We start from the raw sequence: 25,556 nt of genomic DNA, 5'->3' as shown, positions 1-25,556 counted from the left end.
TCGGTCAACCGATGTCGGTTCGGGCCAGGGTCTCGGGATTGGATGCGCTGCAACCGGACCCGACGACGAGGGCGGTGATCTGCGGGGGGCGGGGTCCGGCGACGAGGAGGAGTACACCGGCGGCGCCACGCAGCCGGACCGGACCCGACCCGAGTAGCGGGGTCGCCGGGTCAATTCCGTTGGCCCGCAGGCAATCCGATCTGCGGATCGGGTCGGTCAGGCTGCCGTTCTCGGTCCGACCGAGGACGGCGAGCGCGGCGTCGGGCCGCAGTTCGTCGCCGAGCTGGATGGCCGCCGGGTCGGCGAGCACCGTCTCCTCGGGTGCGGAGGACGGCCCGTCGTCGCCGAGGCGCGTGATGCCGATCGCGCCGAGCGCGAACACCACGAGGGCGGCGGCAGCGGCGGCCGCGATCCGGACGGGATCGCGTCGTCGGGAGGACACCGCAGGGATCGGCGACCGGTCTTCGTCGGTGGCGGTGAGCCCGAGCGCGGCGTGCAGGCGGTCGATCACCTCGGGTGGCGCGGGCGGCGCCGGCGCCGGATCCGTCCGCAGCGCGCCGAGTTCGGTCCGGACGCGGTCCAGTGCGGCGAGGGTGGCGATGGCGTCGGGGTCGTTCATTGCGGCGGTCCGGATCCGGTCCGCCTCGTCGTCGGATAGCACGTCACCGTGCAGATCGGCGAGCTGTTCGGGAGTGAGCGGGGGGCGACGCGCGTCCTCACCCTCGGCGACCATGACACCTCCTTCTTGCGATCGTGAACTGCGGATCCCAGCGGCGGCGCAGGTTCGCACCGCGCGTCACTGGATTAGACTCCGGGCGAGCCGATTTGGTTCCGCTCCGGCCGAATGTATTTCAACTGTTGCGCCAGTTTGTTCCGTGCCCGCGAGCACCTGCTCTTCACGGTGCCCTCCGGCACCCCGAGCAGCGCGGCGGCGTCCGCGACCGAGTAGCCCTCGAGGTCGACGGCGACGACAGCGGCGCGCTGCTCGGGCGGGAGGGTATCGAGGGCCTCCCCGATCGTCAGCGTCGTCTCCCGGTCCGCCATCGGGTCGCGGGGTTCCGCGGGTTCGGACCCGTCTCCCTCGGTCAGCGGCACCGTCGGGCGGGCCCGATTGCGCCGGATCCGGTCGAGGCAGGCGTTGACCACGATCTTGTGTAGCCAGCTGCGGACGGCGGCATCCTCACGGAACGTCGCGGCCGTCCGGTGCGCCGACAGCAGCGCCTCCTGCAACGCGTCCTCGGCGTCCTGGATGCTGTAGCTGGTCCGGCGTGCCGTCTGCCACAAGTGGTCCTGGTGTCTACTCAATAACTCAGCAAATGCACGCGGCTCCCCAGCCGCGTGCGCCGCCAGCAGCTGGGCATCGGACATGCCCGCCGCGGCGATCCCCCTGTTGATTCGCACGCGCGATGTTAACCGACCAGGAGGTCTCCAGTCACCCCTTTGCGGGCGAAGTGTCTAACGAGTGGAGCTGAGTCCGATCTCCGCGATCGCGCTCTGGTTCTTCCCACCGTCCGTGCCGAGCTTGGTGATCCACACCAGCACCCGGCCGGTGCTGCCGTCCATCGTCACCGGAATGGTCGTCACCCCGCTGGTGAGCGTCCCCCGCCCGACCACCTGGGTCTGGTCGAGCGTCGGCCGATCGCTGGGCGCGGTCCGGATCTCGACCTGGGTCCCGACGCTCGGCGACGTGATCGTGACCTCGTTCAGCCGGGACGGCTCGTCGAGCGCGACGAGCAGACCGACCCCGTTCTTGAAGCTGGGGAACTGGTCGAAGTACGCGTCGGTGGTCCACTCGGTCGCCAGGTCGCCGTCCACCGCCAGTCCCGCCGACGTCGGATTGTCGGCCGACCCCTGTGGGGAGAACACCGTCGCGCCCGCCGGGACCACCGGCAGCGGTGCCGCCGGAGCAGGCGCGGGCACGGCGGGTGCCTCCGTCGCTGGCGCCTCCGCACCCGTGGTGAGACCGATGTTCTGCTCGGTGAGCGGCTCGTCGGAGCTGCCGCCTGCCAACAGGTTCGTCAGCCACCAGACGGCGAGCGCCACCACGATCACGGTGAGCACACCGAGGGTGGACAGCGCGATCATCATCCGGTTGCCGCGCGCCTTCGCGACCTCGGCGGTCTCCTCCTCGGACAGCGCGTGCCCGCTCGTCCCCGCTGGGCGCTGCCCGAGCCGCAGCGCGGGCATCATGTCGGTCTGCTGATCGACCACGGACGCCTGGTCCAGCACGTGCTGGACGGTCGCGGCGGTGCGGATGCCGCCGTCGGTCTCCATCGCGCGCACCGCGACCGCGGAAATCTCGAACGGCACCTCCGACCGCACCGCGCGCGGCTCCACCGGCTGCCCGTCACCGCCCCGATCGGCGAGCTTCATGCCACCGACGGTGTTGGCGGGCCGCGCGTCGGGCGCGGCGGGCGGGGTGCCCGACTCGGGGGCCGGGGCCGGCTCGCCGAGCGGCCAGCGCGCCGTGATCAGCGCGTACAGCATGGCGCCGAGCCCGCGCACGTCGGACGGGGCGTCCGCGTCGGAGAGGGTTGCGGGGAAGGCGAGGACCGCGTTCCCGTCGACCGAGATCCGCACCCGGTCCGGGTGGTCGATGGACAGCGCGCCCCCGCCGCGGTGCGCGGCCTCGGCCGCGGCGGCCAGCGCCCGAATGGCGCGGGCGGCGCCGATCGGGGACGGCGTCGTGTCGGCCATCTCGCGCAGCGACCGGCCCGGGGTCCATTCGGCGACGACGATGCCGCCGGAGCTGCCGCGGACCACGTCGAGGACCCGGGCCAGGCCGGGCGAGTTGATCCGGCCCAGGCGCAGGGTGCGGGAGAGCACGGCCTGCGGGCCCTCGGTGTCGGACAGGTCCGCGGAGGCGCGCTGCTCCGCGTCAACGAAGGTCAACGCGACCTCACGGTCGAGCTTGGTGTCGTGCGCCTGCCAGAACTTCAGGCCGCGGGCGCCGCCGTGCGGGGCGAGCAGGCGGTATCGGCCGCCGGCGACCGATGCACCGGCGATCAGCTGCGGGCCGCGGGGGGCCCGGCGGCGGGGCGCCCCGGTGCCGTCACCGATCCGGATCGGGGGCAGCTGCGGCGACCCGATCGGGATGACGCCGGTGTCGACCGTGAGGTCCCGTTCGGGGCGGACGATCCGGCCGTCGGCGGTGCGCTTGTCCGCCGGGCGCTTCGGTGCCTCGGCCGCAGGCTGCGGGTCCGGGCGGGTGCTGTCGGCGGGACGGCTGGACTCCGAGTCGGATGCGCGAGGTGTCGGCGTGGACGCCTCCACCGTGGAACTGCCGGACTGGCCGCCGGCAACACTTTCGTCGCTCACCCTCGCTCCTTCGTGCAGCTCGTCGGAATCACCCGTGGTCGGCGCCCCGGTACGTCGGGCACCAGGGTACGGGAGTTGTGTGCCGCCGCCGCGTTCTACCAGAGGACGCCCGATCACGGGGAGCAGTTCGGTGTCGGCCTCGTAGATCGACACCGAGTCCAGGGTCGCCCTCCGCGGCGCCGCGGAGGGGGTGGTCTGCTGCGCGGGCGGCTCGGTGTCCGCCTGGCCCGAGCCCCGACGGAGGACCCGGTTCACCAGCCGGGTCACCGCGACCGTCCCCGCGACGACCTCGGGGACGCCAGCGAACCGCAGCAGCGTGAACGTGACCCCGAGCATCAGGATCGCGCAGGCCCCGACCTGGACGAACGCGCCGGGCCCGCCGAACCGGTCCCCGAGTCGGTCGAGGCCGAGGACCTCCTCGGCGGCGAGCATCGCGATCCCGCCCGCCAGCGAGGCGACGACCACCAGCACCACGGTCTTGCCGACGTTCGCCATCCGCAGCGACCCGAGGCTGCGGCGCAGCAGGACGGCGCCGATCACCGCGCCCGCGGTGAACCCGAGCCCGTTCGCGACGCCGAGCAGGCTGACGACCTGCTGGTCGTCGGTCGCGATGCTGGGCGCGAGCAGGGACAGCACGACCTTCACCCCGGTGATACCCAGGATGATCCAGGTCGGGGTCCAGGCCTGCTCGCGGGCGTAGAACACCCGCAGATGGATCAGCACCAGCGCGTACGGGATCAGGGTGAACGCCGACCAGCTGACGGCGTGGCCGAGGCGTTCGGCGTCGTCGGCGCCGAAGTTGCCGTAGCCGAACAGCGCGTGGCCCACCTGTGGGCCCGCGAAGGTCAGGAAGGCGACCATCGGGACCAGCGCCACCATCGTCAGCCGGGTCGCCACCGACAGGTCGTCGACGACGGCGGGGATGTCCTCGTCGGCAGCGTTGCGACTCAGCCGCGGCATGATCGCGGTGAGCACGGTGACGCCGAGGATGCCGTACGGCAGCTGCAGCAGGATCCACGCCTGCTGGTAGATGACCGGGCCTGCGGCGTCGACGTCGGCGGCGACCCGGGTGCCGATCATCAGGCCGATCTGGCTGATCAGCACGTACAGCACGATCGCAACGCCCATGCCGGCGAACATCTTCAGCCGGTTGTCGATCCCCCAGAGGGGGCGCAGGCTGATGCCCTGCCTGCGAATCGCGGGCAGCAGCGTCAGCACCTGCACCACGACGCCGAGGGTGAAGCCGAGACCGAGGACCAGGAGCCGGACGGTGGTCACCTCGTCGCCGCCGGGCAGCAGCCAGTACACCGCGAGGACGACCAGCACGGTCACGTTGTTCAGCACCGGAGCCCAGGCACCCGGCTTGAACACCTGCCTGGTGTTGAGGATCGCGGTGAGCAGCGCGGACAGGCCGTAGAACAGGATCGCCGGGAGCAGCAGGTACGCGAAATGGGTGGCGAGCTGCTCGTCGACCTTGCCGTGCTCGGGCAGGAACAGCCGGGTTAGCAGCGGCGCCGCGAGCACCGCGGCGACGGTCACCGTGCCGAGCGTCGCGACGGACAGCGTGAACAGCCTGCGGACGAACGCCGCGCCGTGGTCGTCGTCCTCCTTCTCCGCCCGCACCAGCACCGGCACCACGATCGCGGTCAGCACCGCGCCGAGCACCAGCTCGGAGATCATGTTCGGCATTGTGAACGCGACCGTGAACGAGCTGGCCGCGGCGGCGCCGAGGGTGGTGAGCAGCAGCACCTGCTTGAGGAAGCCGGTGATCCGGCTGACGAGCGTCGCGATCGCGATGGACCCGGTCGACGCGATCAGCCCGGAGTTCGAATTGTCGGGCCCGTCCTGGTCGTCCGGGGCGTCGGGGTCCGCGATCGGTTGGGGCGCGGTCGCGACCGCACCGGCCGGGCGGGGTGCGGCGGGCGCAGCGACCGGCGGCGCGGGCTCGACCCGCCGCGGCTCCGCCCGCGTCGGCTGCGGGACGCCAGCGCTGGCGGGCGGCGCGGGCCGCTGCGGGGGGGCCTGCTGCGGAGGCGGCTGCTGGGGATACGGCTGCGGCGGATACGGCCGCGGCTGGTGGGGCTGGTTGGGCTGCTGGGGCCGGGGCGGATACGGCCGGGCCTGCTGCGGCGGGTGGGGCCGCGGCACGGGCCCGGTGGGTGGTTGGCGCCGCGGATCCGGCGGCGGGCCGGCCGGGTGCCGCTCCCACGGGGCGACCCCGGACGGACCTGCCTCGCGGGCGGGCCGCGCCGGGTGGGGATGCTGGTCGCGTCCGGGATCGGCCGGTTGCCGCGCCTGCTCCGGGCCGCCGCCCGGTGGTCGTCGCGTGCTACCCGTCATGGCCCCTCGTACCCTTCGTCCGCCGGGTCCGGCTGACCCCGGAATCGGTGCCAGAGCCGCCGTCCGGCAAGCAACAACAGTAGTGCGCCCGCGCAGCCGGTGATGATCGCCAACAACTTGCCGTACGAGTTCGACCGGACCGACACCGACGTCGGCTCGCCGAGCTCGCGTCCGGTCACGGTGGTCAGCGCGACGTCGACCACCATCTTGCCGGTCTCGGTCACCTGCGCCGGAACCTGCAGGGCGCGGCTGCCGCGCGCGGGCAGCTGCTGATCGCCGATATCGGTGATCGTCATGCCGTCCGGGGCCGACAGCCGCAGCCGGACGGTGATTCCCACCGGCAGGTCGTTGCGGGCGACGAACAGCAGCGGACTCTGCTCCGACGCGAGGGTGTACGCGCCGCCCGGCGCCAGCACCGTCACCGATCCGTACACCCGGTCCAGGGCCGACCGCACCTGCGCGACGCGTTGCTCCGCGGTCGCCGTCGCGATGCTCCGGTCGCTGTCGCGGCGACCCGAGGTGCTCATCGCCCGCAGCAGGTCCGCCTCGAGCGGTCCGGTGAACCCGTCCGGGGTCAACGTCGACTGCGGGTCATAGACCAGCGTCTCGGTCAGCGCGTCGATCTCGGGCGCGGACGCCGCCGCGGCGTCGGCGACCGTGGCGGGCGCCCCATCCTTGACCGCCTGGTCCGGGTAGGTCAGGCGCAGCGGCGGCGGCGACGCGGGATGGTCGAGGATCTCCGGCACCGAACGGGGCACCGCCAACCCGGACCGCAGCATCGTCGACGTGACGGACAGCACCGCGCGGGCCTCGTCGCCGTCGGGTGTCCACTGCTGCGGCGGCACCAGCAGCAGCGATCGCGGTGCCGCGTCGGCCATCCGGGCGCCGGTGCTCCGCGCGGTGAGCGCCTCCCAGGTCATCGCGCCGATGGCGTCCTGCAGGCGGGCGGTGCGGGAATCCTCGGTCAGGTCGTAGCGTGCGGCGTCGGGGGTGAACGTCGGGGTCTGCGGGGTCGCACCGACCGCGGCGAGGGCGGTCGCGGCGGACACGTCGAACAGCGCCGCGTACAGCGGGTCGCCGTTGTTGCCGCCGTCGAGGGGCACCTTGGGTTGCCCGGTCGCATCCGGGACGGTGTTCGCCGCGAGCAGCGCCGTCGGCCCGAGGCCGGACAGTTCCGCCGCGGCCGCCGGGTCGAGGACGCCGGAGTCCGGCCAGGTCAGGCCGCGGACGGAGGTCACCCCGAGGAGGCCGTCGACGAGGTCGGCAGGCCGGGAGAGTGCGCGCGCGGTGAGCGTCGCATCGCCGACCCGGTGCAGCGCGGTCAGGTCGGTCTGCGCGTACGGCAGCGCGGTCACGCACATCCGGGACGCCAACTGCCGGAGCGTGCCCAGCCATTCGGTCGCCGCGGCCTGCCCGGTGCCCTCGCGGGCCGGGCCGGTCGGGTCCGCCGGATCGTCGACGACGAGATAGCCGCGGGACATCGCGTCGACCGTGACCAGCAGATCCGGGTCGACCGCCAGGCACATGCTCTGCCGCAGCCGCTGATCCCGGTCCAGGTCGTCGCCGGTCGCGAAGTCGGCGGCCGCGACGAGCTGCTCGAGCCTGCCGCCCTGGGCCAGCGACGCGGCCAATTCGTCGTCCACCAGTCGCGGCTTCTCGTCCGCGGACCCGGTGATCCCGGCCGCCAGCCGGGGTCGGTCCGCGAGCGGCCACATCAACGTCACCGCGACCGGGTCCGACGTCGACGGCGGCACCGGCCCCGCGTCCGAGTCGGACACCGTCGGGTCGCGCGGCACCCCGAGGACCGGCAGCAGGAAGCGGGCGTCGTCGAGGCGGGCGGTGCCGCCGTACTCGGGGGTGCCGTTGACGTTCACCAGCAGCGGATACACGCCGGGTTCGTCGATGTTCAGCGATGCTGACTCGGTGGACCGCAGCGGCAGCGCGACGGTGAAACCGGCGGACTGCCCGACGTCGAGCCGGTCCCGGATCCGGGTGAACGGCCCGACGGTGTCGAAGTCGTCCTGTCCCGCGGTGAGCACCGTGCGCAGGGCGGTGGGCGTCGCCACCATCGGGCCGCGTTGCAGCCGCATCTGAAGATCGGAGACGGCGCGGTCGCCGACGTTCCTGATGGTGCCGGTCACCGTCACGGTCGGCACGCTGGACGTGGTCACCGTGCCCGGGGTGACGGAGTCGACCGACAGCGACACGAACTGCTGCGACTGGTCGGCGCGTTGAGTGTGGTCCGCTGCGGTGCCGGCCGGGGCCGCGCCCGCGAGGGCGGGGTGCCCGAGCGGGGCGGCGAGAGCCAGTGCTGTCAGGGTGGTCGCGGCAAGCCGTCGTAGAGCCGTCCTCATCCGTTCTCTCGGGTCCTGTCACCGTCGGGGGTCCGCCGGATGTCCTGCCCGGAGGTCATCCGGTCGATCAGTTCGCCCGCGACCTCCGCGAGACGACGCTCGTCGGCGTACGCGAGCCGCGAGCCGAGCTCCGTCAACGGCACCCACGCCACCTCGGTCACCTCGACGTCCTCGTCGGACAGTTCCCCGCCCTGGAACCGCAGCAGGTAGTGGTGCACGGTCTTGTGGACACGCCTGCCCTCGGTGACGAACCAGTAGTCGATGCTGCCGAGCGATGCGAGGACGCTGCCGCGGATGCCGGTCTCCTCCGCCACCTCCCGGATCGCGGTCTGCTCCGCCGTCTCCCCCGCCTCGATGTGCCCCTTCGGCAGCGACCACAGCAGCCGGCCGCGGCGGTCGGTGCGACCGATCAGCGCCGCGCACTGCAGCTCACGGGGACCATCGAGGCCGTCGACGACGAGCCCACCTGCGGAGGTCTCCCGCACCGTCCGCATCCGCGCGTTGGTGCGGTCGCCGTGCCCACCGCGACGCCGCGGGTTGCGGCGGCTGCGGTTCGCGCGTTCGGCTGGAGACACCCAATCGATACTAGTTGTCACCCGACAGTGGTCCCGAATCCCACACCGCGCGGGCGGCGGCGGCATTCGCCGTCCACGGTCGGCGGGCTCCGAAGGCGGCGCCGCGGGTCGGTAAGCTGCACAGTCGTGGTTTCCCCGACTCCCGACGCCGACCGACGCGCACGCCTGCTCGCCTCCGCGACCGTGACCCTGCGCGGCCTCTCGGACGTGCTCACCCCCCTCGGCGCCCGGTTCGCCGCCGCCGGGCACGAGCTGTACCTGGTCGGCGGCAGCGTGCGGGACGCGGTCCTCGGCAGGCTCGGCACCGATCTCGACTTCACCACCGACGCCCGCCCCGAGCAGGTGCAGGCCCTGCTCAAGGGCTGGGCCGACAACCAGTGGGACACCGGCATCGCGTTCGGGACGGTCAGCGCGGCCAAGGGCGACCAGCAGATCGAGATCACCACCTACCGCACCGACGCCTACGACGGCGTCACCCGGAACCCCGAGGTGGTGTACGGCACCAGCCTCGGGGAGGACCTGGTGCGCCGCGACTTCACCGTCAACGCGATGGCCGTGCGGATCGGCGCCGACGGCGAGCAGGAGTTCGTCGACCCGCTGCACGGGATGGACGCGCTGCTCGCCGGCCTGCTGGACACCCCCGCGGCGCCGGAGGTCTCGTTCAACGACGACCCGCTGCGGATGCTGCGGGCCGCCCGGTTCGTCTCCCAGCTCGGATTCACCCTCGCCCCCCGGGTGCACGACGCGATCGTGGCGATGGCCGGGCAGATCGACCGGATCACCGCCGAGCGGGTCCGCGCCGAACTCGACAAGCTGATCCTCGGCGAGTATCCGGGCGACGGCATCGAGGTGATGTGCACGACCGGGCTCGCGGCGCGGGTGTTGCCGGAGATCCCGGCACTGACCCTGGAGATCGACGAGCACCACCAGCACAAGGACGTCTACCAGCATTCGCTGACCGTGCTGCAGCAGGCGATCGACCTCGAGGACGGCGACCCGGACCTGGTGCTGCGCTGGGCGGCGATCCTGCACGACATCGGCAAGCCGGACACCAAGCGCAACGAGGCGGGCGGCGGCGTCAGCTTCCACCACCACGAGGTGGTCGGCGCGAAGATGGTCCGCAAGCGGATGCGGGCGCTGAAGTATTCCAAGCAGATGATCGAGGACGTGTCCCGGCTGGTGTTCCTGCACCTGCGGTTCCACGGCTACGGGGACGGTCAGTGGACCGACTCGGCGGTCCGCCGCTACGTCACCGACGCCGGCGACCTGCTGCCGCAGCTGAACAAGCTGGTCCGCGCCGACTGCACCACCCGCAACAAGCGGCGGGCCGCGCGGCTGCGCGCCAACTACGACGACCTCGAGGGCCGGATCGCCCGGCTCGCCGAGCAGGAGGACCTGGCGCGGGTGCGCCCCGACCTCGACGGCAACGCGATCATGACCCTGCTCGGCCTGAAGCCGGGTCGCGAGGTCGGCGAGGCGTGGACGTTCCTCAAGGAGTTGCGCCTGGACCGCGGCCCCCTGTCCCGCGAGGACGCCGAGGCCGAGCTGCTGAAGTGGTGGAGTATGCGCTGACGCGCCCGTGCAGAGAGGCGGCTCCGCTGCGCTTCGCGCCCGTGCGTGACTTTTACCCCAGTAGGGGTGAAAATCACGCACAGTTCCACTATTTCAGTGTCGCGCGCATGAGGTAGACGTTGTAGCTGTCCCACTCGGACATCGTGAAGTACAGGTCGTGTTCGGTGGACCACGGGTGGATAAACCCGCCGTAGAGGGCCGGATAGTCGGCGGACCGGACGACGGGGACGCCCTCGGTCCAGCTGCCCTGCGGGCTGGACGCCTGGCGTAGCACGATCGCCTCGGCGAGGGTGTCGAGGTAGCTCATCTGCCACAGGCCGCGGGTCTCGTCGTACCGCACCGACAGCTCGGCCGCGGTGTCGTGCAGGATTGGCGTCGGCCACGCCTCCCCGACCGGCGTCCACTGCCCGTCCACCCAGTACTGGTACGCGGTCTTGTTGAGCACCTGGGCCTTCGGGACGCGCGCGACGGCGACCGTGCCCATCCGCCCGTTCGGGGTGCCGAATAGGTAGACGTGCTCACCGGCCGGGACCATGCTCGCGACCTGGAAATTGTTGAGGCCGAAGATGTTTTCCCACCTGGCGTGCGGGTCCTTGGACCAGGTCTGGCCGTCGTCGTCCGAGTAGGCGATGCCGCCGTAGTTCGTGTACCACATCCCGGGAACCACGCTCCACCGTCGCACCGACATGTAGCTCATGTACTGCCGATCCCCCAACGCGAAACCGGAGGTGGGGATCGTGGTGGTCTCCCAATTCTTGATCTTCCTGCTGCCGAGCACCTCGGCGGCATGACAGCGGCTGTCCTGCACCATTGAGTCGATCGTTAGCCCGTCGGCAAGGTTCCGATCGGTGCTGTGCCCCACCACATTCGAGCGCCAGTCGGTGCCGTTCGCGCCGGGCGGCGCCCAGTCCTTACCGAAGGTGTCTCCGAATGCGATCGCCACCTCCCCCGGCTTGGATTCCCACATGATGCCGAGATCGGTGCCGTTCACCTGCCACCGCTTGTCGGTGCGGTTGATCGAGCCGGGCCCGGTCAGCTGCGCGACCAGGGAGGTGAAGTCGACGGTCGCTGCGGCGGGAGCCGGTGCCACCGGTGCCGGTTCAACCGGCGGCGACTGCGGATCGGGAGCGGGTGGAAGCGGTTGTGCCGGACCGGGAATCGGGATCGGAATGGGCTCCGGGTCGGGGCGGATCGAGAACCGCGGTACCGACGATCCGGACGATCCGGGGGTCGACCCGAACGACGACCCGGATGACCCCTCCGACCCGAACGACGACCCGTCGGACTCGGGTGCCAGCTCGTCGGGTGCGGTGTCGGTGAGGTCCGGGCACGGGTCGGCGCAGGGGTCGGCGGGCAGCGGTGCCTGCGGGACCCGCGTCTGGTCCTGCGGCGGATCCGGCAGCGGTACCGGCACGAGCTGCGGCCACGGGTACCGGATGTCGATGTTGCCCACCGGGGCCGGGCCTCCCCCCGCCGACGCGGACGGGTCGAAACCCGTTTCGCCGCAGGCATTCGTCGGGGCATTCGGTCCCGCGACGGCGGCAGGCGTGGACAACAGCGGGCTTGTCGCGGCGAGCGTGAGCACCAACAGCGGTGCGCCGATGCGTCGATACATCGTGCCCCCTTCTCGATCCGGTGGCGTGACGAACGTGGATCGAATCTAACAGCGGTCGGTGCCCATCTCTCGGTTCGGCGACCGTTTGGTGGACGGCCGCGCGACGGAACCGGACCCGTCCGCCGCGCGTCGATATCGACATGGAGTTGGTGGAGTACGTGTTCGGGACCGGGGTCGGCGACCCGCACGCGTGGGTGTCGCCGGCGGACCTCGACCTCGGCCCACCGGGCGGACTCGACGCCGTCGCACTCGATTTCGACGGTGACGGGTGGCGTGACGACGCGCTGTGGGACCGCGACGGGGACGGCGTGGCCGAGTTCTCCGTCCTCGATGTCGGAACGGAGACGGCGCGGTACTTCACCGACCCGGGTGGGGCGGGGACGTGGGCGTCGGAAACCGGGTCACCGGACCTCCCCGCTCCCGCGGCGCGGACCCCCGCGGCGGCGGGCGCAGCACCGGACGACGGCGGGACCGACACCGGGATCGACACCGACGGTGACGGCCGGGTCGACGCGATGCTGATGACGTGGGGGCGGAGCACGGAGCTGCACATCGACACCGACGGCGACGGAGTGCTGGATCTGGTGCTGGCGGACACCGACGGCGACGGGCGCCTCGACACGCCGCCGACCGACTCCGCCGGGTGAGCTGGGGCGCCCGTCAGCGGCGGGCGTTGAGGGCCACCGCGGCGAGGCCGAGCGCGTACACCCCGGCACCGGCAACCGCGAGCGCCGGGGTGCGTCCGTCGGGGGCGACGACGGTCGCGGCGGCGGCGAGCGCGGCGAGGAACGCGACGTTGAAGACGGTGTCCTGCAGCGCGAACACCTGGCCGCGGCGGGTGTCGTCGATGTCGATCTGCATCGCCGCGTCACCGGTCAGCTTGACCGTCTGCCCGGCGAGCCCGAGCAGGAACGCGCCGACCAGCAGGGACCCCTGGGTCAGGGTCGCGATGAGCGTCGCCTGCACGACGAGCGCCGTCGACAGGCCGAGGACCACGGTGCGGGTGCGGCCGATCCACGGGATCAGCAGCGGCGTCGCGACCGCGGCGAGCAGCATCCCGCCAGCCGTTGCCCCGACCGCCACCCCGAAGCCAGCGAGCCCGGCGGGCAGTGCGGCCTCGGTGTCCGGGGCTCGCAGCACCAGCACCATGATCAGCGTGTCGATACCGAACACGATGCGGTGCGCGCCGATTCCGATCATGGCGGTGGTGACGCCGGGGGCCCGCCACACCGCGGTCGCGCCGACCCGCAGGCCCGCCGCGACCGCGCGGACCGCGGCGGTGCCCGGCACTGTCCCGGCGGCATCGGCTCCGGGACCGAGCCGGTGCGGTGCGAATCCGGCCGCGGCTGCTGCGCCGACGGCGGAGGCGAGGGCGGCGACGGCGACGGCGATGCCGGAGCCGCGGTCACCGGTGCCGAGCACGCCGATCACGGCGACGGCGGTGCCCGCGCCCGCCGCGGACACCCCGGAACCGACGGTGGCGAGCACCGAATTGGTGGATACCAGCCAGGATTCGCGCACCACGTGCGGCAGGGACGCGGACACCCCGGCCAGGACGAACCGGCTAACGCCGACGGCGGCGAGGGCGAGCAGCAGCACCGGGGCGTTCGGCGCACCGGACAGCAGGCACAGCGCCGCGGCGAGAATGAGGCTGCCGCGCAGCAGATTTGCCCACTGCAGCACCGCCCGCCGATCCCAGCGGTCGAGGAGCGCCCCGGCGAACGGGCCGATCACGGAGTACGGCAGCAGCAGGACCGCGAACCCGGCGGCGATGGCGAGGGGATCGGTGTGCCGTTCCGGGTTGAACAGGATCGCCCCGCCGAGGGCGGCCTGGAACATGCCGTCCCCGAACTGGCTGGCGAAGCGGACCGTGACCAGGCGACCGAGGTCGGGGGTGGCGCGGATCGTTGCCCGCAGTCGCCGGTGCGGGCGACCGGCGTCGTCCGGGTCGTCAGTGAGGCCCACCGCCGGACCCTACCGCGGCGGGTGCCGCGGCCCGGTCCCGCCACCAGGCGATCGTCGCGGCCGCGGCCTGCGGCAGCGGCGTCGGGGTCAGGGCGAGAAGGCGTTCGCTGCGCCGCGAGTCCAGCAGGAACGGACGTTCGAACTGGTACAGCATCTCCGCGAGCTCCCTGGTCGGTGGGTGCACCCGGCCGAGGCCCCGCAGCGCCCAGCCGGGAAGCACCCCGATCCGCGGGTTCGCGATCCCGGCGGCGTCCGCGAGGGCCTGCACCAGCTGCCGTTGCGTCACCGCGGGCCCGGTGGGCGCGTGCAGCACGCTGTTCCACAGCGCCGGGTCGTCGGCGGCAGCGATCATCGCGGCGGCGAGATCGGGGACGTAGGTGAACGCGTGCGGCACGTCCAACGCGCCCATCACCCGCACCCGCCTTCCCGCGAGCAGGGGTGCAACGACGCGCTCGCCGCCGTGCGCGGTGCGGACCCGCGGCCCGAAGAAGTCGGACGCGGCGACGCTGACGGTCGGGGTCGCAGACCGCTGGCGGGCCCGGAGTAGGTCGGCACGGATCCCGAGCTTGCCGGTGGTCGCGGTTCGCGGGGTGTCCTCGGTGATCGGCCCGTCGACCGGACCATACGAATAGAGGCTCTCCGGGAACACCACGACCGCGCCCGCGCGGCCCGCGGCAGCGAGGACCGCTGCCTCGGTGGCGGGCAGTTCGCGTCGCCAGGCGTCGGCGGCGTAGGCGGAGCCGTGCGCGGCGTGGAACACCGATGCCGCGCCGGTGAGGGCGTCGTCGATGGCGCCGGGCCGTGCGACGTCGACGCGGCGGCGCTCGATTGCGGGATGGTCGGGTCCGGATCCGGAGCGGGTCAGCAGCCGGACCCGGTCGCCGCGGTCCGCGAGTCGGGTCGCGACGGTCCAGCCGACCGGTCCGGCGCCGGTCACCACGTGCAGTGTCGACATGTCAGTTCTCCTCCGAGCTGCGACTTCACGGTGCGAGAGCACCGCTCTCGTTTTCAGCATGCACCGACACCGCGGATCGAGTCAAGAGCACCGCTCTCTAAAGTTGACAGTGCTCGCGGCGGGGGTGAGGCTGGGGAGGTGACCGCAACCCCGCGCCAGCGTGCCCGCGAACGGACCCTCGCCGACATCACCCGCATCGGACGTCAGCACCTCGCCCGCGACGGCGCGGCGGCCCTGTCGCTGCGGGCCGTCGCCCGCGATCTCGGCGTCGTGTCGTCCGCGGTCTACCGGTACGTGGCGAGTCGGGACGAGTTGCTGACACTGCTGGTCGTCGAGTGCTACACCGAGCTCGGGGACGCCGTCGACGCCGCGGTCGGCGGCGTGGACCACGGCGACCCGGCGGCCCGGTGGCGGGCGCTGGGTCACGCGGTCCGGGACTGGGCGCTGCGGGAACCGGCGAGCTATGCCCTGCTGTACGGGACGCCGGTCCCCGGCTACCGCGCGCCCGCGGAACGGACCACCGGGCCGGGCATCCGCGTCGCGGTCGCCCTGGTCCGGATCGTCGACGACGCGCACCGCCGGGGACTGCTGCGAGAGATCCCCGACCCGGCGCCGGGGCGACATCTGCACGAGGACGCCGCGCGGATCCGCGCGCAGGTGTCCGGCGACCTGCCCGACGAGGCGCTGCTGCGGGGGGTGCTGATGTGGGCATCGCTGTTCGGGACGGTGGGTTTCGAGGTGTTCGGCCAGTACGGCGCGGACACGTTCACCGACCCCCAGGCGCTGTTCGACCACCACCTGGACGTGCTGGCCGAGACCGTCGGGCTGGAGCGCCCGCGCGTGGGGCCCGAGTCGGCCACCGCGGTGCAATGATTGTCCGGTGGAACCCGCTGACGACCCCGACGACCGCACGGCCCCGACGGAACCCGTGGTCCGACCGGGAAGTCTGCTGGTGTCCGCCACCGCACTCACCGAACCCACCTTCCGGCGCACGGTCGTCTACATGATCGAGCACAACGACGCGGGCAGCCTCGGTGTCGTCCTCAACCGGCCCAGCGACGCCGCGGTGCACACGGTGCTGCCGCAGTGGGCCCAACTGTGTGCCCGGCCGAAGGCATTGCACGTCGGGGGTCCGGTCAAACTCGACTCCGCGCTGTGCCTGGCGACCCTGCGGACCGGGGTGAACATCGACGGCGTCCCCGGCCTGCGCCGCGTTCACGGCCGGGTCGTGATGGTCGACCTCGATAGCGACCCGGACCAGGTGGGACCGCACATCGAGGGGGTACGGGTGTTCGCGGGCTATGCCGGCTGGACGATGGGTCAGCTCGACGGGGAACTGCAACGCGACGACTGGATGGTGGTCTCGGCGCTGCCGTCCGATGTGATCGGCCCGCCGCGCGTCGACCTGTGGGCACAGGTGCTGCGCCGGCAACCGTTGCCGGTGTCGCTGCTCGCCACTCATCCGATCGAGATCGACCGCAATTAGGTGACACGGAGGTCCTGCCGAACACCGCCCACCCCGATACCGTGGACGGGTGGGGAGGAGTCGAATGCCGCAGGACGACGCGGAACGGGTGGGGGCCCTGTACGGGGACCACGCGGCGCCGCTGTGGGGGTACGCGATGCGGCTGACCGGCGACCGGGTGCGGGCGGAGGAGGTCACCGGGGAGGCGTTGCTGCGGGCGGCGCGTAGTCCCGTGGTCGCGGGCCGGGATCCGCAGTTCGTCCGGGAGTGGCTGTTTGCCGTCGCCCGCCGCGTCGCGCAGGTCCCGGATACGGAGCGCGGTGAGCCTGCCGCGGAGGTGCCGCTCCGGGCGGACGCCGTCGGGGACCCTCCACCGGACCTGCTGCCGACCCTGCTCGGCCGGGTGGGCCCGCCGCCGCATCGGATCCGCACGGCAGCGACGGCGGTCGGGGTGGTCGCGGTCGCCACCGCAGTGGTTGCGGTGGTCGCACTGCTGCCGAAGCCCGAACCGACCGGACCGTCACCGACCATGCCGCAGGGTCCGTCCGCGCCGGTGACCGGTCAGCCGATGCAGCCGGTGGCCGCGTCCCCGGTGTCGGCCGATGTGTCGGTGATCCAACAGGATTGGGGTTCGCGAATCGACGCGGTGGTGCGCTACCCGGCCCCGCCCGGCGGCGGTTTCGGCACCGACCCGTCCGGGTACGAGATGGTCCTCACCGATCACACCGGTGCCCGCACCACCCTCGCCACCTGGACGGCGGTGGCCGGTGAGACGGTGACACCGTCCACGTCCACCGAGCTGCCGATGCTGTGGATCACCCGCGTCGACATCCGGGCGGTCCCGGCGGACCGGGTGCTGCTGACGAGCACCTTCTGACCGCCGCCCTCCGCCCGTGGTTCCCGAAGGTCACATCCGCTCACCTGGCGACGCCCGATGTGACACGACGGAACCCTCGGCAGGGGTCAGGCGGTGACGGGGTCGGTGCGCCTCGCGTACCGCTGCGCGAGCGCCGCGCAGACGATCAGTTGGATCTGGTGGAAGATCATCAGCGGCAACACGATCAGCCCGATCGGCTGCCCGGCGAACAGCACCGCCGCCATCGGCAGCCCGGTGGCGAGCGACTTCTTCGACCCGCAGAACACGATGACGATCCGGTCCGGCAGCGAGAAGCCGAGTGCCCGGCCCGCGTAGGCGGTCGCGGTCATCACGATCGCCAGGATCAGGCAGCACACCGCGACCAGCGCGACGATGTTCCAGGCGGTGAGCCCGTCCCAGGCGTGCTCGACCATGCCCGCGCTGAACGCGGCGTAGACGACGAGCAGGATCGAGCCGCGGTCGACGAGCTTGGTCGGCTCGGCGTACTTCTTGAGGAACCCGGTGACCCACGGCCGGATCAGCTGCCCGACGATGAACGGGATCAGCAACTGCACCACGATGTCGACGATCGACGACGCGTCCACGTGTGCCTCGCCGGTGGTGTTCATCAGCAGGATCACCAGCAGCGGGGTGAGAAACACGCCAAGCAGGTTGGACGCGGACGCGCTGACGATCGCGCCGGCGACGTTGCCGCGGGCGATCGAGGTGAACGCGATCGACGACTGCACCGTCGACGGCACCAGGCACAGGTACAGGATCCCGGTGTACAGCTCGTCGGTGAGCACGGTCGGCACCAGGATCCGCAGGGCCAGGCCGATCAGCGGGAACAGCACGAAGGTCGACGCGAACACCACCGAGTGCAGCCGCCAGTGCTTGAGGCCGTCGAGGGCCTCGCGGGGGTGCAGCCGGGCGCCGTAGAGCAGGAACAGGAACGCGATCGCGATCTTCGTTGCCCAGTCCAGGACGGTGGCGCCGGTGCCGGACGCCGGGAAGATGCTGGCGACGATCGCCACCGCGATGATCGACAGGATGAACCCGTCGATGTAGAACCTGCTCAGAAACTTCACCCGACCACGGTAGTTCGACAGTCCGCTATCGGAGAAGTCGATCAGAGTGATTACTGGCATCGCGAAACGTGATAGATATCGGGGATGCTCGATCCGGTGCTGCTGCGTTCGTTCGTCGCCGTCGACCGCGAGGGCGGCTTCACCGCCGCGGCGGCCGTCCTCGGGCTGAGCCAGTCGACGGTCAGCGGTCACGTGGCGCGGCTGGAGAGGTCCGTCGGCCGGGAACTGCTGCGCCGGGACACCCGCAACCTGGAACTGACCGCCGACGGCGCCGCCATGCTCGGCTTCGCGCGCACCATCCTGGACGCATCGCAGCAGGCGGAGGCGTACTTCGCGGAGTCGGAGATGTCCGGGGTGCTGCGGTTCGGCGCGTCCGATGACCTGGTCGCCGCGCAGCTGCCGGAGGTGCTGCTGGAGTTCCGCCGCAGCCACCCGCGGATCGACCTGGAGCTGACGGTCGGGCTCAGCGAGACCCTGGGTGCGCGGGTCGCGGCCGGTGAGTTGGATCTGGCGTTCGGGATGCGCCGACCCGGTGAGCGGCACGGCGAGCTGGTGTGGCGGGACCGGCTGGTGTGGGCGGGATCTCCCGCCGGCGACCCGGTCGAGGAGTCCGGACCGGTGCCGCTGGTGACCTATCCCCCGCCGTCCATCACTCGCCGCGCGGCGATGGAGACCCTCGAACGCGCCGGGCGGGTGTGGCGGACGACGTGTGTGACGGACAGCCTGCTCGGGTTGCGGGCTGCCGTCCTCGCCGGGCTCGGGTACATCGTGCACGCGGAGTCCGTGCTGCCGGACGGCCTGGTGCCGCTGCCCGCGTCGGCGCTGCCCGATCCGGGCGACGCCGACTTCGTGCTGATGCGCCGCCCCCGCCCCGCCTCCGGCCCGGAGGCGGCGCTGACGGCGCTCATCGTCGCCAACGAGCGCCGCCTGCGCCGCACCTGACCCCTGCCGGGGGGTTCCCTAATGTCACATCGGCTCACTTGGCGATACCGAATGTGACATTAGGGAACTCGCGGAAGGGGTCAGAACCGGATGACGCCGCGCAGGTTGCGGCCCGCGTGCATGTCGTCGAATCCCTGCGCCACCTCGTCGAGGGTGTAGGTGCTGGTGACGAGGCCGTCGAGTTCGAGCTTGCCAGCGGTGTACAGGTCGATCAGCCACGGGATGTCGGCGGACGGGGCGGAGGCGCCGAACAGCGAGCCCTGCAGCCGCTTCTGGTACAGCGTCAGCTCCATCGGGCTGATGGGGATGCCGACGTCGGTCATCTTGCCGAGGCCGGTGACGACGCAGACGCCGGCCTTGCGGATGGCGGAGAACGCCTGCGCGATGTGCTCGCCGGTGGTGATGCCGACGGTGACGATGGCCGCGTCCGCGCCCTGGCCGTTGGTCAGCGAGCGGGCGACGTCGGTGGCCTCCTCCATCGTCGAGAACGCCTGGGTGGCACCGAATTTCAGTGCGCTGTCCCGCTTGAACGCGACCGGGTCGACGGCCAGGATGTGCGCGGCACCGGCGTGCGCGGCGCCCTGGACGGCGTTGATGCCGATGCCGCCGACACCCATCACGATGACGGTCTGGCCGGGGTACACCTGCGCGGAGTTCACCGCGGCGCCCCACCCGGTGCCGACGCCGCAGCCGAGGAGGCACAGCGTCTCCAGCGGCAGGCTCTTGTCGTGCACCTTGACCGCGGAATCGGTGCTGACGGTGGTGTATTCGCTGAACGTGGACAGCCCGCACGTCTGGGCGACGGGGGCGCCGTCGAGGCTGAGCCGGTAGCTGGTCGGGTCGTCGGGCCGGCTACCGGTCATGATGGCCGCGCCCCGGTCGCACAGGTTCTGCATCCCCTTCGCGCACCAGCGGCAGCGTCCGCATCCGGAGACGAACGAGAACAGGACGTGGTCGCCCTCGGCGAACCCGGTGGTCTCGGGGCCCACCTCGACGACGACGCCCGCGCCCTCGTGGCCGCCGCAGATCGGGTAGACGCCGACGGCGTGGTCGCCCTGGGCGACGTGGTCGTCGGAATGGCACAGGCCCGAGGCGACCATCTTGACGGTGATCTCGCCGCGCCGGGGCGCGTCGAGATCCATCTCGACGACCTCGTAGCGGCCGGGGGCGCTGCGGATGATGGCACCGCGAGTCTTCACATGCACTCCTTCACAACGGAATCGATGGGTTATCGGGTGACCTGGGCGGCCATCATGGCGCGGAACTGCTCGGTGTACGGCGGCAGCATCCCCCACTCGCCGCGCAGGTCCGGGCCGGCGGACCGGTAGACGGCGCGTGCGTGGCTGAACTCGAGGAAGCCCTCGCGGCCGTTGTAGTGCCCCATGCCGGACGCGCCGACGCCGCCGAACGGGGCGTCCTGCAGGCCCGGGTGCATCATCACGTCGCCCACCGTGACGCCGCCGGACAGCGTGCGGTCCACGACGGCGGCCTGCTCGGCGGTGTCGGTGCCGAAGTAATACAGCGCCAACGGGTTCGGTCCCGCATTGATCGCGTCGATCACCTCGTCGATGTCGTCGTAGCCGAGCAGCACCAGCGCGGGGCCGAAGATCTCCTCCTGTCGGATCACGGCGTCGACGGGCGGCTCGATCACCATCCGCAGCGGGCGTCGGCGGCCGGTGGCGGGCAGCGGCACATCCGGCGCCGACTCGATGCGGGCACCGCGGTCGGCGGCGTCGGTGACGTATCCGTCGACCCGGGCGGCGTGCCGGTCACTGACGATCGCGACCGCGTCGGCGTTGCCGTCGATCGTCGGCAGCAGCGCGGTGTAGGCGCCGCGCAGGGCCTCGACGAAGTCGTCGAGCCGCGCACCGGGCACGTACACGGTGTCCGGGCTGACGCAGATCTGGCCGCCGTTGGTGGCCTTGCCGACGGCGATGCGGTGCGCGGCGTCGGCGAGGTCGGCGCCGGCACCGATGATGGTCGGGGACTTGCCGCCGAGTTCGAGGGTGACGGGCATCAGATTCGTTGCGGCGTTGGCCATCACGAGTTTGCCGACCGCGCTGCTGCCGGTGAAGACGAGGTGGTCGAATGGCAGCGAGGTCAGGGCGTCCGCGACGTCGGGTCCGCCGGTGACGATCGCGAGGACCTCGGGGTCGAACGCGGCGGAGACCGCGTCGGCGAGCACCTCGGCGGTGCGCGGCACCAGCTCGGACGGCTTGAGCACCGCCCGGTTGCCGGCGGCGAGCACCCCGGCCAGCGGGCTCATCAGCGTGTAGACGGGGGCGTTCCAGGTGCCGATGATGCCGACGGAGCCCTTCGGCTGGTGGATCACCTCGGCGGTCGCGCCGAGCTGGTCGTAGGGTGCGAACACGGGACGCTCGTCGGGGGTCATCCAGTCGCCGAGATTGTCGCGGGAGTACTTGAGCGCGGTGATCGAGCCGACCACGTCGTTCATCAGGGAGTAGCCCTCGGGGCGTCCGCCGAAGTCGGCGTCCAGGGCCTTGGCGATGTCGTCGGCGCGGTCGACGAGCAGGTCGATCACCTGCTGGATGCGGGCACGACGCTCGTCGGCGTCGGGTGCTCCGGCAGCGAGGCGGGCCCGCCGCTGCCGGTCGAGGATCGCTGAGATCTGTTCGTGCGCTGCGATGTTCATATCCACCGCTCGGACGTTATGACGTGGGTCACCTCGCATCAGTGTGGTTCCCGGTGACTGGGATTCGCCCCTACGCCCAACGCCGGGGTCTGTGTCGAGATGAACCGACACAGACCCCGGACCGTTGCTTTGCGAACGCTGCGTGCTAGCCGCTCGCAGATTCTGCGCTCGACCAACCTGCACCCTCAGCGGATGCGGAATCCAAGCCGAAGAGCGTGATGGTGAACAGGGAGGAGATGTGACTTACCATCCCACCCCAGAAGTCTCCCCACATGTTGTTTCCTTTCGAAGGGTTAGGACAGAGCGACAAAGAACTCGGTGACCGGACCGGCCATCGGGATCCAGCTCTGCCAGACCAGACTTACCAAGTCGGCGGAAAATGCCTGCATGACAGCTCCTTCCTAGACCTTAATGCCGGTCGAAAGTTCGATCGGCGCGACGATGATGCCGTAGAACAGCATGGGCAGCATCTGCTCGAGCGTTTCTCCCAAAGAGGAAGTTGATTCCGCTGCGGATCCCATTTCGCTACTCCTCACTCGAGTAGGTAGAGGACATGGTGTTCAGACCATCGGCGGACCCGGATAGGCCGGGGGTGATGCCGGTGACCAGAGCGTTGAGGGCTCGAAGAAACTCGGCCAGCATCAGGACTCCTTACTGTGCGGACTGGCGTCTGACTCCCACCCGTCGCAGGTGGTTGGTGGTGGTACCCAGGCATGTCGCCTGGGTACCACCACACCTTGAAGGTGTTACGGAACAACGATGTTGAATCCCGTCGCACCTGTCAGGCCGACCTGATGATTCTGGAAGTCGGCTTGGTAGATGCCCGTCGGATGCGAAACGGCGATCGGCGTTACGCCAGCTGTGGTCAGGGTAACGTGCCCGCCGCCGAGAATGGTGGCAACGAGGCCTGCGTTACCTTGAAGGCAGTACTGGCCGCTGCTGTTGGTCGCAACTGCAGGGAAGGTGGTCGGCGTACCTGTGGACGGCACAAGCGTTCCCACGACCTGGACTCCCTCGGCGGGGACAGCGTTGTCCGGGACTCCGCTGTCCGGTGAGGGATGGTTGTCTGCGAGTGGTGCACCACTGTAGACAGTGCCGCACAGCTGGTGTGCACCGGCGCTGGGTTCTGCGACGACGGCATGCGCAACTCCGGCGCCAAGCAATGCCGTGGCGCCGATCATTGCGGCGAGGGTCGAAATAGAGACTTCCTGGTACCCATGTCAAACCTTCCGTTCGACTTGCGATTCGGTAGTACTTGTTGTGCGGCTTGAGGATTGCCTCGGTTTGCACGCCCACCATTGCTGGTTTGATACTCCGCAGGAAAACGGCTGTTCCCCTATCGGCAGCTCGTTGACGGGATGACGGATCCCGTAGGGAACGCAGACATCCGATACCCCGCGCCAGGTCTCCTTCGCGAAGGTTGGTTGTCCACGGCGCTCCTCGACGTTCTGAGTTGTTACTGGTCACACTCAGGTATGTGGTCGATCTTCAATCGATCTGACTGGGCAGAGTACTCATCGTGCGGTCGCGTGTGTGCGAAACGGGAAAATAACCGGGGGACCGGTATGTGAGCGGATGTCCAGGTGATCGGCTAGTGCTGGACACTGTGGATTCGTAGTTGCGTGAGAGTCGTGTCCAGCCGGGTCCTGACCTGCCCTCTGTCAGAACTTGGGGCGCCGTGGCTGGTGCCCGTGACCGTGTCGGCAAGTTCCCGCGTTGCACAAAAGTGCACGAATCGGATCCGCGCGCCCCATTCTTCGTGAGATGTTGCAGCCGTTGAATTTTGACCGGACAGTGTCGAGGCAGCTCGTGCACCGTCAGGCGGTTTCCGAGGTGTACCTCACGGACAGTGCGCCATCTGGCACGAGCGAAAGGTTCGACGTTGGTGCGCAGTGGCCACGGCAGCATGCGTTCTACCACAGCTGTGTAGGTCGGTACGACACCATGCTCCTGGCGGAGACCTCCGACAGTGCGCCATCTATGTTGCGCACCGGCATTTCGCGGTGCCGCTCGACCGGAAGTTCACGGTGCAGAGGATGCACGTCGATGTGAACCTCGATCGACTGCTGATCGGCCGTCAAGCCGCCGAAGTCATTCTCAGTTCCCGGGTGACCGTGCAATCCCGCAATCGCCGTCACCCGACGGCGTTAACTGTCAACGTGGACTTCCAACTCGACGGACGGGTCGTCGGTAGCGGCGTCACCGCGGCGAATATTCTCACTACCGACCAATACCGGCGCGCCCGCTGGCGCGGCGACCGCGACCCGGTCGTCGGTCAGGTACCGCTGCCGCCACCCGTTTCACCCAGCAGAGTCGGCGTAGCGGATCACGCAGCCGTTGCCCTCAGTGCACATCCATCCGGTTCCGATCGATGGATGCTCCGCACCGACCTCACCCACCCCGTGCTGTTCGACCACCCCTCCGATCACGTGCCGGGCGCGGTCCTCCTCGAAGCTGCGCGTCAGAGCGCCCGGCTAGTGCTCGGAACCCCCTGCGCGGACGTCGAATCGATCGACCTCGAGTTCCAGCAGTTCGTGGAGCTCGACGAGCCCACTACCGTCACCGCTACTCCGGCCGTGGGAGGAGAGGACGCCGTCACCGTCGACTTCGCCCAGTGGGGAGTCACCAAGGCCCGCGGCACGGTGCGGCTCGAACCGCTCCGCGCCGCCGCCTGCCGTCACGCCGTGGCGGAAGCCCACCGCGCATGACGGAACCGGTCGATCTTGTGGCGACGCCGCGGCGGCACGATCGACGGCAGCAGGAAGCCGAACATCTGGTCCAGCCGCTCCGCCAGATCGGAACGCTGAGTGAGCACGTTCGCCACCAGCTGCACGCCGGTGAACGCGCCGACGAAGTACCGGGCCAGCTCGGCCGGGTCGACGGTGTCGAGGACGTCGCCTTCCTCGATCGCCTTCCGGAACGTGCGCTCGCACGCCTCGATCCAGTCCAGATACGGCTGCGGCGGCCCCACCTCCGCGCTCGCCTCCAACGTGAGCCGGATCCCGGCCCGCACGATCGGATCCTCCACGATCTCCCGCGCCATCTCGTGCGAGAACATCACCACCTGCTCCAACGCAGGCGCATCCGATTCCAGGATCGCCGCGACCGCCCGCATCGAGATCGCGTGCTGCTCCTCGATCACCACCGTCGCGAGATCGTCCTTCGACTTGAAGTGGAAGTACAACGCGCCCTTGGTCACTCCGGACTGGTCGACGATCTCCGACAGGCTGGCCCGCTCGTATCCCGCCTCGTCGAACCGTTCGGCGGCCGCCATCAGGATCTGCTGCCTGGTGACCACTGCCCGTTCCTGCCTGACCACTACGACAACCCTCTCTCGGTTCGACTGCGGACCGGACGTCCACGGTGACGACGCCCGGCGCCTCCGGTCACGGTGACGGTGCTCGACGCGTCGCGGTGGTGGGGGCGTCCGGCTTCATCGGTGCCGCCACTCTACGGGCTCTCCTGGCATCGGGGCACCGGCCAGTCGCGATCACCCGAACCGCGCCCCCGGCACCCGAACCGGATGCCAGGTATGTCCGGTCCGACGTCCCCGACCGGGAGGCGCTGCTCGCGGCGCTGCGTGGCGCTGACGCGGTCGTGCACGCCGTCAGCTACACCGGCCCCGACGAACGACGCTGCCGCGCCGTCAACCTCACCGGAACGGCGAACGTCCTCGCCGCCGCCGACACCCTCGGCATCACCCGCATCGTCACCGTCAGCACCGTCGGCGTCTACGGCCCCGGACCGTTCCGCGGCATCGCCGAGGAGGATCGGGAGCCGAACCCGGTGACGGCCCTCAGCGCCACCCGCGCCGCCGCGGACCGTCTCGCCCGCGCTGCGGGCCGCGGCGGCGCGGGT

General features: G+C 71.0%; 21 protein-coding genes and 1 pseudogene. 9 read left to right on the top strand and 13 right to left on the bottom strand.

Annotated elements, in window-relative coordinates:
- Window positions 1-4: 4 nt before the first annotated feature.
- From ACFWPA_RS01745 to ACFWPA_RS01725, 5 genes are all read right to left on the bottom strand, one after another.
- Window positions 5-733, bottom strand: coding sequence for a hypothetical protein (locus ACFWPA_RS01745; protein ID WP_378569553.1), 729 nt, complete (start codon window positions 731-733; stop codon window positions 5-7).
- Between the two features lie 71 nt (window positions 734-804).
- A complete protein-coding gene (gene sigM / locus ACFWPA_RS01740) occupies window positions 805-1,401 on the bottom strand; it encodes an RNA polymerase sigma factor SigM (protein WP_378508670.1) in 597 nt (198 codons plus the stop codon).
- A 54-nt stretch (window positions 1,402-1,455) separates the two neighbouring features.
- Window positions 1,456-5,658, bottom strand: a complete 4,203-nt coding sequence (gene murJ, locus ACFWPA_RS01735) for a murein biosynthesis integral membrane protein MurJ (RefSeq protein ID WP_378569552.1) — start codon at window positions 5,656-5,658, stop codon at window positions 1,456-1,458.
- Window positions 5,655-8,012 (bottom strand): glycoprotein, encoded by a 2,358-nt coding sequence (locus ACFWPA_RS01730; protein WP_378569551.1) that lies wholly within the window; start codon window positions 8,010-8,012, stop codon window positions 5,655-5,657. Before ACFWPA_RS01730 ends, murJ begins: the two co-directional genes overlap by 4 nt.
- Window positions 8,009-8,587: an NUDIX hydrolase gene (locus tag ACFWPA_RS01725; protein ID WP_378508667.1), complete on the bottom strand. Its 579-nt coding sequence runs from the start codon at window positions 8,585-8,587 to the stop codon at window positions 8,009-8,011. Before ACFWPA_RS01725 ends, ACFWPA_RS01730 begins: the two co-directional genes overlap by 4 nt.
- A 126-nt stretch (window positions 8,588-8,713) precedes the next feature.
- Between ACFWPA_RS01725 and ACFWPA_RS01720 the strand changes: the two genes are divergently transcribed.
- Window positions 8,714-10,159, top strand: coding sequence for a CCA tRNA nucleotidyltransferase (locus ACFWPA_RS01720; RefSeq protein ID WP_378569550.1), 1,446 nt, complete (start codon window positions 8,714-8,716; stop codon window positions 10,157-10,159).
- An 88-nt stretch (window positions 10,160-10,247) separates the two neighbouring features.
- Here ACFWPA_RS01720 and ACFWPA_RS01715 read toward each other — a convergent pair whose 3' ends face one another.
- Window positions 10,248-11,774 carry a DUF4185 domain-containing protein gene (locus tag ACFWPA_RS01715; protein ID WP_378569549.1) on the bottom strand — a complete coding sequence of 509 codons (1,527 nt, stop codon included), beginning with the start codon at window positions 11,772-11,774 and terminating at the stop codon, window positions 10,248-10,250.
- 140 nt (window positions 11,775-11,914) lie between these two features.
- Here ACFWPA_RS01715 and ACFWPA_RS01710 point away from each other — a divergent pair, with 140 nt between their 5' ends.
- Window positions 11,915-12,421, top strand: a complete 507-nt coding sequence (locus tag ACFWPA_RS01710; RefSeq protein ID WP_378508664.1) for a hypothetical protein — start codon at window positions 11,915-11,917, stop codon at window positions 12,419-12,421.
- Window positions 12,422-12,434: 13 nt separating this feature from the next.
- Here the strand turns inward: ACFWPA_RS01710 and ACFWPA_RS01705 are convergent, their stop codons facing one another.
- On the bottom strand, window positions 12,435-13,739 hold the full coding sequence (locus tag ACFWPA_RS01705) for a hypothetical protein (protein WP_378569548.1): 1,305 nt from the start codon (window positions 13,737-13,739) through the stop codon (window positions 12,435-12,437).
- Window positions 13,726-14,694 (bottom strand): NAD-dependent epimerase/dehydratase family protein, encoded by a 969-nt coding sequence (locus ACFWPA_RS01700; protein WP_378569547.1) that lies wholly within the window; start codon window positions 14,692-14,694, stop codon window positions 13,726-13,728. The genes ACFWPA_RS01705 and ACFWPA_RS01700 overlap by 14 nt, the downstream gene beginning before the upstream one ends.
- Before the next feature lie 138 nt (window positions 14,695-14,832).
- Here ACFWPA_RS01700 and ACFWPA_RS01695 point away from each other — a divergent pair, with 138 nt between their 5' ends.
- The 3 genes from ACFWPA_RS01695 to ACFWPA_RS01685 all read left to right on the top strand — a co-directional run bounded on the left by ACFWPA_RS01695 (window position 14,833) and on the right by ACFWPA_RS01685 (window position 17,036).
- Window positions 14,833-15,567: a TetR/AcrR family transcriptional regulator gene (locus tag ACFWPA_RS01695; RefSeq protein ID WP_378569546.1), complete on the top strand. Its 735-nt coding sequence runs from the start codon at window positions 14,833-14,835 to the stop codon at window positions 15,565-15,567.
- 7 nt (window positions 15,568-15,574) lie between these two features.
- The gene (locus tag ACFWPA_RS01690) at window positions 15,575-16,180 is read left to right on the top strand and encodes a YqgE/AlgH family protein (RefSeq protein ID WP_378508660.1); all 606 of its coding nucleotides are present in this window, start codon (window positions 15,575-15,577) and stop codon (window positions 16,178-16,180) included.
- 64 nt (window positions 16,181-16,244) lie between these two features.
- Window positions 16,245-17,036 carry a sigma factor gene (locus ACFWPA_RS01685; protein WP_378569545.1) on the top strand — a complete coding sequence of 264 codons (792 nt, stop codon included), beginning with the start codon at window positions 16,245-16,247 and terminating at the stop codon, window positions 17,034-17,036.
- An 86-nt stretch (window positions 17,037-17,122) separates the two neighbouring features.
- Here the strand turns inward: ACFWPA_RS01685 and ACFWPA_RS01680 are convergent, their stop codons facing one another.
- Window positions 17,123-18,103 (bottom strand): bile acid:sodium symporter family protein, encoded by a 981-nt coding sequence (locus ACFWPA_RS01680; RefSeq protein ID WP_378508725.1) that lies wholly within the window; start codon window positions 18,101-18,103, stop codon window positions 17,123-17,125.
- A gap of 84 nt (window positions 18,104-18,187) precedes the next feature.
- Between ACFWPA_RS01680 and ACFWPA_RS01675 the strand changes: the two genes are divergently transcribed.
- Window positions 18,188-19,045: a LysR family transcriptional regulator gene (locus tag ACFWPA_RS01675; RefSeq protein WP_378569544.1), complete on the top strand. Its 858-nt coding sequence runs from the start codon at window positions 18,188-18,190 to the stop codon at window positions 19,043-19,045.
- 80 nt (window positions 19,046-19,125) lie between these two features.
- Here the strand turns inward: ACFWPA_RS01675 and ACFWPA_RS01670 are convergent, their stop codons facing one another.
- From ACFWPA_RS01670 to ACFWPA_RS01660, 3 genes are all read right to left on the bottom strand, one after another.
- Entirely contained in the window at window positions 19,126-20,244 is a 1,119-nt protein-coding gene (locus ACFWPA_RS01670) for an NDMA-dependent alcohol dehydrogenase (protein WP_378569543.1), read from the bottom strand.
- Window positions 20,245-20,273: 29 nt separating this feature from the next.
- On the bottom strand, window positions 20,274-21,737 hold the full coding sequence (locus ACFWPA_RS01665; protein ID WP_378569542.1) for an aldehyde dehydrogenase family protein: 1,464 nt from the start codon (window positions 21,735-21,737) through the stop codon (window positions 20,274-20,276).
- A 707-nt stretch (window positions 21,738-22,444) separates the two neighbouring features.
- Complete coding sequence (locus ACFWPA_RS01660; protein ID WP_378508655.1) at window positions 22,445-22,879, bottom strand: hypothetical protein; 435 nt, start codon at window positions 22,877-22,879, stop codon at window positions 22,445-22,447.
- Window positions 22,880-23,462: 583 nt separating this feature from the next.
- Here ACFWPA_RS01660 and ACFWPA_RS01655 point away from each other — a divergent pair.
- Window positions 23,463-23,842, top strand: a pseudogene (locus ACFWPA_RS01655) (AfsA-related hotdog domain-containing protein); the annotation flags it as partial.
- A gap of 231 nt (window positions 23,843-24,073) precedes the next feature.
- Window positions 24,074-24,406, top strand: a complete 333-nt coding sequence (locus ACFWPA_RS01650; protein ID WP_378569619.1) for an AfsA-related hotdog domain-containing protein — start codon at window positions 24,074-24,076, stop codon at window positions 24,404-24,406.
- On the opposite strand, the gene ACFWPA_RS01645 is transcribed toward ACFWPA_RS01650, so the two are convergent.
- A complete protein-coding gene (locus ACFWPA_RS01645; protein WP_378569540.1) occupies window positions 24,376-25,017 on the bottom strand; it encodes a ScbR family autoregulator-binding transcription factor in 642 nt (213 codons plus the stop codon). The genes ACFWPA_RS01650 and ACFWPA_RS01645 overlap by 31 nt on opposite strands.
- Before the next feature lie 44 nt (window positions 25,018-25,061).
- On the opposite strand from ACFWPA_RS01645, the gene ACFWPA_RS01640 reads away from it, so the two are divergent.
- The coding region (locus tag ACFWPA_RS01640; protein ID WP_378569538.1) for an NAD-dependent epimerase/dehydratase family protein at window positions 25,062-25,556 on the top strand (495 nt) is incomplete at its 3' end.

It is taken from the genome of Rhodococcus sp. NPDC058505 (genome assembly GCF_042720095.1).
GTDB lineage: Bacteria > Actinomycetota > Actinomycetes > Mycobacteriales > Mycobacteriaceae > Rhodococcus_G.
The sequence above is the reverse complement of the archived record's forward strand: the minus strand, read 5'-3'. Positions and strand labels throughout refer to the sequence as shown.

Bases quoted from the DNA above. Each gene is read 5' to 3' on its own strand.
- ACFWPA_RS01685 (WP_378569545.1), top strand. From the start codon at position 16,245: ATGCCGCAGGACGACGCGGAACGGGTGGGGGCCCTGTACGGGGACCAC.
- ACFWPA_RS01665 (WP_378569542.1), bottom strand. From the start codon at position 21,737: ATGCGAGGTGACCCACGTCATAACGTCCGAGCGGTGGATATGAACATC.
- ACFWPA_RS01650 (WP_378569619.1), top strand. From the start codon at position 24,074: ATGCTCCGCACCGACCTCACCCACCCCGTGCTGTTCGACCACCCCTCC.
- ACFWPA_RS01660 (WP_378508655.1), bottom strand. From the start codon at position 22,879: ATGATCGGCGCCACGGCATTGCTTGGCGCCGGAGTTGCGCATGCCGTC.
- ACFWPA_RS01745 (WP_378569553.1), bottom strand. From the start codon at position 733: ATGGTCGCCGAGGGTGAGGACGCGCGTCGCCCCCCGCTCACTCCCGAA.
- ACFWPA_RS01700 (WP_378569547.1), bottom strand. From the start codon at position 14,694: ATGTCGACACTGCACGTGGTGACCGGCGCCGGACCGGTCGGCTGGACC.
- ACFWPA_RS01675 (WP_378569544.1), top strand. From the start codon at position 18,188: ATGCTCGATCCGGTGCTGCTGCGTTCGTTCGTCGCCGTCGACCGCGAG.
- murJ (WP_378569552.1), bottom strand. From the start codon at position 5,658: ATGACGGGTAGCACGCGACGACCACCGGGCGGCGGCCCGGAGCAGGCG.
- ACFWPA_RS01710 (WP_378508664.1), top strand. From the start codon at position 11,915: ATGGAGTTGGTGGAGTACGTGTTCGGGACCGGGGTCGGCGACCCGCAC.
- ACFWPA_RS01715 (WP_378569549.1), bottom strand. From the start codon at position 11,774: ATGTATCGACGCATCGGCGCACCGCTGTTGGTGCTCACGCTCGCCGCG.
- ACFWPA_RS01730 (WP_378569551.1), bottom strand. From the start codon at position 8,012: ATGAGGACGGCTCTACGACGGCTTGCCGCGACCACCCTGACAGCACTG.